A 5,472-nucleotide genomic window follows, 5' to 3' on the forward strand; every position below is an offset into this window, starting at 1 on the left:
GTCGTCTCCGGGGTCAGGGTCAGGTGTCGCAACCCAAACTCTAACCGAAGACTGGCGATGACCACCTCACAGGCGGCATGCTGCGCTATGGGGAGCTTCGCATGCCGCCCTCGCGGCCCGCTCCTACACCACCTCCCGGGACGCTACCCATTGTTTGTCAAGCCACAGGTTGTGTTGGTGCATTCTGTCGCAACTGTTGGCCTGCTCTTGCCCCGAAGTTGTGTTGAAGAGTATCGAGAACCGCAGGAGCTATTTATAAGGCTCGACTGTCCCTCTCTATTGCGCTCCGAACTGAGCAAATGCTTCAATTATTGGCATGCAGGACCGCCCTAGCGAATCTCTCGGCAACCCGATCAATTGATCCCAGTCTTTCAGAGGGGATGACATGCTTGATCAATCACTTCCGGTCGGCGGTGACGAGAGCTCCAGGCTCCCCAAATATATTACCTTCAACCGAGAGCTTTTCGCGTCCAACGACGAATATGATTTGGCGCCGGAACATTTAAAACTGATGCCTCTTGGCGAGTTTCTGGACTACTTGAAGCCTGGGGAGGACTTCTCGCCTGGTGTCTATGTCCTATTCGGGGTCGACGGCTACGACCCTTCCGAGCTTTACATGAGGATCTATGTTCGAAGCGGATATCAGCTGGAAGAGTACTTTCCACTCATTCGGATTGAACTCGCTGGCCCTATGGTGGAGGACGCATGGCTCCGGGAGATTAAAGAGGCATCGATCTCCAATGACGGGCGAAGATCTCCAAAAGGTCATATGTATGGAAAAGGGGCCTTCCGTTCACTGATCTCGTACTTGGAGCGCGAGCTCCCTCCTCGAGGGTTCAAAGGTATTTACTTGGAAAAGGTGATCAATCCGACCTTAGCCTCTGTCGCACTACGTTATGGTTTTGAACCTGTTCGAGAGCCGGAAGCGAGTTGTTTCATCAAGTCATTTGCACATCAAGGATGATGCGACAGGTCGGATCTTCTCCAGGCTAGATCATAGGAAGACAATGGAGCACTCTGAATTTTACCTTGGACGCGAGTTCATGACAGCAACAGGCCGCTGGCGCTGTACGGACATCGGAACTCGCACCATAATTGCGATCAAGATCGATCCTGTTGAAATCGCCAGTCTCGAAAACGGTCAAAAGACCATACGGCATCTCTCCCAAGCTGAAGCCGAGAGCGAAGGATGGTTCTCTGGTCCACCCTATGCGGTTGCAGAATACGTGTTCGACGAGGACGACCTCGAAGCCTGCGAACCTCTGTCCTAGTGAGCCCTGATCCCGCGAACAATCGCGAGATCGTTCCCCTATCGGCCAAAGAGGGCCTTCTGTGTGAAACCGGCTGCGGATGGTTTCCGCAGCCGTCTACGGCAATTGTCGGGGGCGCTGTCCTGGGAAGGAGACGACATTTCCAGTCGGCTCTCCCTCGAGAGGCGCCGGTGCCGATCGTCGGCGAACCGCTGCATCCCGAGAGGACAGCTCAACGTCCAGCATCTCGAGAACTGTTTCCACATTGGCTTCCTTGAACTCTACACTCTTCAAGCGAGCACGAAGTTGTTCCGCGAAGGCGAGCCAGCCCTCCTCATAGGCCAAGCCGAAGAAGGTCGCGGCCGAGTTGAACTCGCAATCTGGAACGATCCCCTCAAAAAATTGAGCTCCTTCGATCAAGGCCGAGGAGAATGTAAACGTCGCCCGATCCTCGATCCGGACTGCGTATCGCTTGTGGCGCTCCATAATGAGCGCCACGGCGAGGGTCCTAAATGGATCTGTCATTAGACCGTCCTCATTCCGAAGTCGGCGAACGCGGCGCGCTTGACTCTCTCGCTTTCTTGAGCGAGGGCGCGCTTTACTTCCTCGACGATCGACCGGACGTCCTGCGCACCGGAAATCGTAAAGCTGACGCTCTGATTGACAGTCACAGGGCTACCGCCGGATCCGGCGAGCTTGCGACGCTCGGAGGACGGGAGGATCGTCCCGGACTTGCCAGGCCGGAAGAGCTCGACCGGATCGTTCGAGCCGTCGTCGTTGACCTGGTAGAGCTGGCCGGCCTGGACGCGGCCGCCGCGCGCGCGTTGCGGGACAGGACCGGCGCGGCTCATCTTCACAGGACCGGCCGACGCGCCAGGCGCCGCGGGACCCGAGAAGCTGAAGAGGCTGGTCATTTGACCGACGAACGCGGAGACGCCGGCTAGGACCTCGCCCATCTTCGCTTTCATGCCTTCCCAAAGACCGGCTATGAGGTTCGAGCCGGCCTCGAGGAGAGCCGTCGGCGAGAGCGCCGCGGCGATCTTGCCGGGAAGCTCTGCCATCCACACGACGACGTTGCCGACGGCGGCTCCGGCTGCCATGCCCCAGGCGGCCCAGGTCCCGGCGTCGAGCGGTCCGGTGAGATCGGAGATCCAGCCGAACAAGGTCGAGACGCCGTCGATCACGAGCTGGAGCGTCGGAAGGACCTGCGCGATCGCGCGCATGAAAGCGCCCTTGAAGGCCTCGAACGCGACCTTGATCCCCTGCCAGTTGTTGTAGATCCAGGCGCCGGCCATGGCGATCGCGACCAGGATCGCGCCGATCCCGGTCCCGATCACGGCGAACCGGAGCGCGATCATGGCGGCGCGGACGAGGCCGATCGGATTGAGAAGCGTGAGGAGCGCGCGGCCAAAGGTCGCCAGAGTGCCGGCGACGAAGGCGCGGTTGAAGCCCATCCCGGCCGCCGCCGCGAGGCGGAAGCGGAGCGCGACGGTTTGGAGCACGCCGACCAGGCGGACCGCGGCCGCGCGAAACGGCATGAAGCCAATCGCCGCCGCGGCTTTCAGCTTGCCGCCGGTCCAGAGCGCGGCCGTCGCGGTTCCGAGGAGCGCGCTCTTGAGTTGGAGGCCTGCGAAGCTGGCCGCGATCGCGGCGACGCGGAAGGCGATCAAGCCCGCCACGACGGCGACGATCACGCGCGTCAGGCCGGGGAAGCGATCGGCGAGATCGGCGATCACTTCGACGATCGGTCCGAGGACTTCCATGAGGCTGTTGAGCGCCGGGAGGAGCGCGTTCCCGATCCGGATCCCCATGGCGGTCAGCCGGTTCCGGAACAGTTGGAGGGAGTTGGCGAAGGTTTTCGACCGGACCTCGTATTCCTTGTTCGCGCTCCCGGCGTACTGCGTTTCCTTGGCGACCAGGCCGAGCGCCTCTTTAAGGAGCGGGAGGTTCGTCAGGAGCGGTCCGAGCGCGCGCGCCTCGTTGCCGAAGAGGTCGGAGGAGATCGACGCTCTCATGTGGGCCGGGAGCTTGCCGATCCGTTGCAACACGTCGAGCGTCGTTCCGACGGCGTCCTTTTGCATCTGCTTGGAGACGGAGACCGCGTCGAGGCCGAGCGCGGCGTAAGCCTTCCGCTGGGCCTTGGTCGCGCTGGCGCCGCGCGTGAGCGCGTTCCCATGTTGCGGAACGAGGTCGCCGCGACGTCGCTCTCCGCGCCGGCCGAGAGCATGGCGGACGCGAAGGCCGAGACCTGGATCTCGTTGAAGCCGAATTGCTTCGACTGCGCGCCGACGCGCCTCACCACGTCCAGGATATCCGGCGCGCTCGAGGCCATGGCGTTCGAGAGGTGGTTCATGGCGTCGGCCAGGAGGCCGGTCCGCTGGACGGAGATCCCCAAGCCGGTTTTCAACTTCGCCAGGTCCTCGCCGGCGCGCTCGGCCGCGATATCGAACGCAACGGCGACCTTGGACGCCATTTCGGCAAAGCCTTGGATCTCCTCTTTCGCGATCCCGGCCTGGCCGGCGTTCGCGACCAGAGTAGCGAAGCCCTTCGCCGCCATGGGGATCCGCGTCGACATTTTGAGGATCTCGTCCGAGAACGCCTTGAACTCGTTGTCGGACGAGAAATCGACGACCTTCCGGACGTCGGCCATGGCGCTCTCGAACTCCATAGCGGCCTTGACCGGCGCCGTGAGAGCGTGAGCCAGGGTGTAGCCGGTCGCTGCGGCCTCGAGCATTCGGCCGCGGACGGCGTCGAGACGCTTGGCCGTCTCGGCCGAGCTCGCGGCCAGGCGGCCGGCCATGGCCCCGCCGACGCCGTTGAGGTGCTTCGCGGCGTTCCCGATCCCGGAAAGGGAACGGGCCGCCGCCTTGGCCGGAGCCGAGATCCCGTCGATCAGTTTAACGATAAGCGAGGAAGTAAGTGTTGGCATTGGTAGCCTCGAATTGTGTGAGGGGAAGAGAGGCATCCATCCATTCAAGAGGCGCGCTTTGCGCCGAGCGTCAGCAGATGATTTTCGCGGCTTCGTTCTCCTCTGCGCCGATTGTTGCGAGCCGACGCTTGGTTCGCTCCTTGATCGCGTCGATTTCGACAGTCGCTTCACGCTCGGCCTCACAGGCTCGAGCGTATGCTCGTACAACGGCTGTCGAGTTGTAGCCGCCTGGGATCCGGCGGAACACGCCGAGGCGCTCGAGCTTCTTGAAGCGCGCCGGCGAGATCGCGAGAAGCCGACGGACGGACATATCCGGGATGATCCGGGCGACCGTGTCGGAAGGGTCGTTCATAGGGATCTCCAGCGAAACGAAATGGAAAAACGAAAGGGTGAGAAACACTCGAAAACCGGGGTCACAAATGCCCGCACGAGAGAGGCCCGGCATACGGTCCCTAAATCGGGATCGGGGCACGTCAGTGCACACCCTCTTGAACGACCTCGTCGACCGCGGCTGATAGACCTGTCCTTTGTTCGGATGAGCTCGGCGTCTGACTGCTGGCGTTGAGCTCATCGATCGCCGCAGAGAGACCAGCCGTTCGGTTGAGGCCTGACGCTTTGCCAACCTTCGCCACCGTCTCAATGACGCTTAAGGCAGAGCGGGCCGGATCCTCGAGAGCCAGCGTCATAGCCGCGAATTCAAGGCCGAGAACACGCCGATCGTTCATGATCTGTCGGAGACGCTGGTTCGGGTCGTGGGTCTCGGCCGCTGTTTTAGGGGAGGACATAAGATTTTCCTTTTTGGGGACGGAGGGAGGGAGCTTCACGCGGAAGCCTGCCGGTCGCTCGCCCCAGGGGGCGACCGGCCTTGGCGCTCTACGACGAGCAACCAGGTTGAGAGGAGCTCGCCAGCGTTCTTGAGGACGTGGCGCTCGGCGACGAGGAGGCCACCTGTTCGGAGCGAGCCGACGACGCGATCGGCGCCAGGTGGAAGCGCCAAGCGACGCGAGGAGGGAGGGGATCCGCGCCGGCTCATGTCGCGGTCTCCATGAACGATCGGGAGCGGAGAAGCTCCATCGCGGCGAGCGCAGGATGGAGAGCGGGTCCGAGATCCTCAACGGTTGAGAGACCGGAGCCAGAGGCGGGGGTGGCCAGCCCCCGCGAGGTGGTCCGGGGTTAATGTTAGTGCATGATGGGTCGTGGGGCTACGGTGGGTGTGGCCTGCGGAGCTGGTCTGGGTTGCGCAGCCGGCCATAGCACTACCTCGGGTGCGGGTGGCTTGTAGCCGAGCGATGA

5 protein-coding genes and 1 pseudogene are annotated in these 5,472 nt (G+C 62.2%); 2 read left to right on the top strand and 4 right to left on the bottom strand.

Going from position 1 to position 5,472, the window contains the following annotated elements; genetic code table 11:
* Nucleotides 1-385 precede the first annotated feature (385 nt).
* Nucleotides 386-964 carry a hypothetical protein gene (locus AB4097_RS21235; protein WP_442043245.1) on the top strand — a complete coding sequence of 193 codons (579 nt, stop codon included), beginning with the start codon at nt 386-388 and terminating at the stop codon, nt 962-964.
* Between the two features lie 79 nt (nt 965-1,043).
* A complete protein-coding gene (locus AB4097_RS21240; protein ID WP_442043247.1) occupies nt 1,044-1,271 on the top strand; it encodes a hypothetical protein in 228 nt (75 codons plus the stop codon).
* Between the two features lie 96 nt (nt 1,272-1,367).
* Here the strand turns inward: AB4097_RS21240 and AB4097_RS21245 are convergent, their stop codons facing one another.
* From AB4097_RS21245 to AB4097_RS21260, 4 genes and pseudogenes are all read right to left on the bottom strand, one after another.
* On the bottom strand, nt 1,368-1,748 hold the full coding sequence (locus AB4097_RS21245; protein WP_442043249.1) for a hypothetical protein: 381 nt from the start codon (nt 1,746-1,748) through the stop codon (nt 1,368-1,370).
* Between the two features lie 26 nt (nt 1,749-1,774).
* Entirely contained in the window at nt 1,775-3,520 is a 1,746-nt protein-coding gene (locus AB4097_RS21250) for a phage tail tape measure protein (RefSeq protein WP_442043253.1), read from the bottom strand.
* A pseudogene (locus AB4097_RS21255) lies at nt 3,418-4,215 on the bottom strand (phage tail tape measure protein); the annotation flags it as partial. The pseudogene AB4097_RS21255 and the gene AB4097_RS21250, both read right to left, overlap by 103 nt.
* 34 nt (nt 4,216-4,249) lie before the next feature.
* Nucleotides 4,250-4,531: a hypothetical protein gene (locus tag AB4097_RS21260; RefSeq protein ID WP_442043251.1), complete on the bottom strand. Its 282-nt coding sequence runs from the start codon at nt 4,529-4,531 to the stop codon at nt 4,250-4,252.
* Nucleotides 4,532-5,472 lie beyond the last annotated feature (941 nt).

The sequence above is a fragment of the Microvirga sp. 2MCAF35 genome (assembly GCF_052115545.1).
In the GTDB taxonomy this organism is placed as follows: Bacteria; Pseudomonadota; Alphaproteobacteria; order Rhizobiales; family Beijerinckiaceae; genus Microvirga.